General features: G+C 32.6%; 4 protein-coding genes. All 4 read right to left on the bottom strand.

Annotation, left to right across the window (positions count from 1 at the left end):
- Nucleotides 1-233 precede the first annotated feature (233 nt).
- The 4 genes from SAY88_RS24450 to SAY88_RS24435 all read right to left on the bottom strand — a co-directional run bounded on the left by SAY88_RS24450 (nucleotide 234) and on the right by SAY88_RS24435 (nucleotide 2,326).
- A complete protein-coding gene (locus SAY88_RS24450) occupies nucleotides 234-719 on the bottom strand; it encodes a CBO0543 family protein (RefSeq protein WP_332635051.1) in 486 nt (161 codons plus the stop codon).
- The gene (locus SAY88_RS24445; RefSeq protein ID WP_332635049.1) at nucleotides 712-1,203 is read right to left on the bottom strand and encodes a MarR family transcriptional regulator; all 492 of its coding nucleotides are present in this window, start codon (nucleotides 1,201-1,203) and stop codon (nucleotides 712-714) included. Before SAY88_RS24445 ends, SAY88_RS24450 begins: the two co-directional genes overlap by 8 nt.
- Nucleotides 1,204-1,574: 371 nt before the next feature.
- Nucleotides 1,575-1,916: an NUDIX hydrolase gene (locus SAY88_RS24440; RefSeq protein WP_332635047.1), complete on the bottom strand. Its 342-nt coding sequence runs from the start codon at nucleotides 1,914-1,916 to the stop codon at nucleotides 1,575-1,577.
- Between the two features lie 83 nt (nucleotides 1,917-1,999).
- Nucleotides 2,000-2,326, bottom strand: coding sequence for an inorganic diphosphatase (locus SAY88_RS24435; protein WP_332635045.1), 327 nt, complete (start codon nucleotides 2,324-2,326; stop codon nucleotides 2,000-2,002).
- Between the last annotated feature and the right edge of the window lie 222 nt (nucleotides 2,327-2,548).

Genomic DNA, 2,548 nt, shown 5'->3' with positions numbered 1-2,548 from the left:
TAGTAAAGATCATAACATTCCGTTTAAGTCATTATAATTATGCCCATTACTTTAACTACCAAGTGCTATTCCATTATATCTGCCCCTATACATAAAGAAAGAGCGCAATTCTTATTCCAGAAAAACGCCCGATTGTGGAAGATCATTGTAAAGCCTTATTGAACAAAAGCTCCCGTTACTTTAAGTGAATTCTTTCACATATATTGCTTATTATTTTGCTATTGGATATGTTATTAAAATTCTTCTTTAAAAAACCAACGGTAAAATAATCTTGATGAATAATACGTTATCCCCAATGTTATAAAACTCCAATACCATTTCCACTTAACATATTTAATAATGTTTGTGTAACGTTCAGCCAGAACCTCAATAATAGTAATTATCCCCGCATGAAAAATATAATAAATAAATTTTATAAACCTATTCTTATTTTCAGGATAATTTAAATTAAAAATCGCACTAAAGGAAGGATATAAAAAATACTCAAATGAAAAACTTGATTTATTTGCCTTTTTGAAAAACCTAACTGGGTATTTTATTAGTCCTTTTTCAACTACAAGTAAACCAAACACCCAAGTCACAACCTGTTTATATAGAAACGCTAAAATTCCATGTCTTAACTTATTTTTGGGTATATATTTAAACAAAAGTCCGATTGTCACTAACCAAATTAACTTTAAGATAATTTCATCTTTCAAAACACTTCGTGATTTAAGCATAATCGCAGCCCTCTGCTTGAGCATTGATAACATTATCACGGAACTCTTTCCCTTTTTCTACGTCTAAAATGCTATTTCCTAATTGTAAAAATGAATTGACCTCCTTCTCCGACAAGTGACGCATATCAAAGGGAAATTGCTTTGATATTTTAACTTTCTCTATCAACATTTCAAGCATTCTCTTTCCTTTTTCAGTCATAGAAACGACTTTAAAACCTAAGTGATTCCTCTTTGTTACTACATAGATGAACTCATTTTTTTCGAGTCGATTTAGCAACCTTGTAACAGTAGAATTATGCCAACAGCCTAACTCTCCGATTTTAGTTGGGGTTAACTTATTATCATTAGTTGATAAAAGAAATAAAATATGTTGTTGGGCAGGGGAAAGGTTAAATTCTCTGCCTATTTCAGCCCACTTGTTTTCTAAATCAAAGTACAAGGCTCTAATCATCAACAGCACTTGTTGTCTAATGAATAAATCCAATTATGCCACCTCCACTTGTATGTGCAATTGCAAGTACAAGTATTATTGTTTTCTGGACATTATTTTTTATTCATTATAACGAATAATTAACTGACCTTTCACCATATATCTTATTAAACTCTTTGCCTCGTTACTTTAAGTGCAATCCTTCACAATCTCTAATTATTTTAACATAAATATCCAATTTAACTACCAAGGCTTATTCCATTATCCGGACCTTTTCATGAAGAAAGACGCTTTCCTTATTTCGGAAAAGCGCCCGATTGTTGAATAACGACATTTTGAGAGAGAATACTACAATTAATTAGAGAACTTCCATTAAAACCCCTTTACTTGAAGAAGAATTGAATTTTTTCGGCAACCTCTTTAGGTCAACTTAGTTTTTCTATTTCCATCCACATGGGTTCATAAGTGCCTCTATTTCTATTTGTGTCGGTAAATTCTTCTCCCACACCAGTACCAATTTTGCCTGCAACAATATCAGCTAAAAAGAAATATTGTGTACCATTATATTCAACAATGTCAAAGCAGTCATTAACATTGATTTGTACACTTAACTCTTCCAATGCTTCTCTCTTGGCTGCAATTTCAGGTGTTTCACCTTTTTCAATTCCCCCACCAGGAAATACATAATAAACCTGACCATTTCTGTTTCTTTTAATTAAAACAATTTTGTTATTGTCTAAAAGAATAGCTGAACCTCTATTTCTCAAAAAGGACCTCCTAATTTTTACTTTAAAATTATACCTTGATTTTCAAATCCTTCTTAAACTGCTGCCCGAATGCGGAATAAGATTTAAATGATTATTTCGGTCTCAAAATATCGTTCTTGGAACTCAATTAATGCTTTTATCTGTTCAGACGAATAATGTTTATTTGAAACGATAAGTTTATTTTCAACATCATTATTTCTTTTAGCAATTGCTATAACTTTACCTTCATACGTTTCCAATGGTTCAAACTCACCAAGGATATACGCATCGATTTCTTCTCCGTCGTCTGCCAAAGTATACGGAATATATCCATAATTTAAAGGATAAACAAAATTATATTTGGGATGTTTGGATCCTAATGGTCTATCAACTTTTACTGTTACCCTTTTATAGAGATAACTCGTTAACATACAACATCTTCCCCCTTAAATAGAGCTCTAGTTCTAACTACAATATACTACACTTACTTAACAGCAGTTATTCAACTAAATGACCCTTTAACGGAACAACCCTATGTCACTCAACAGTTTTATACTCCACCTTTCTATTCCTTGTTCGAACCGCTGACCTCCTGCGTGCAAGGCAGGCGCTCTCCCAGCTGATCTAAGGCCCCGAGCGTTTTTAAACAAACG

Source organism: Halalkalibacter flavus (genome assembly GCF_036663575.1).
GTDB classification, from domain to species: Bacteria; Bacillota; Bacilli; order Bacillales; family Bacillaceae_D; genus Halalkalibacter; species Halalkalibacter flavus.
This window is presented reverse-complemented; position numbering and strand designations above follow the sequence as displayed.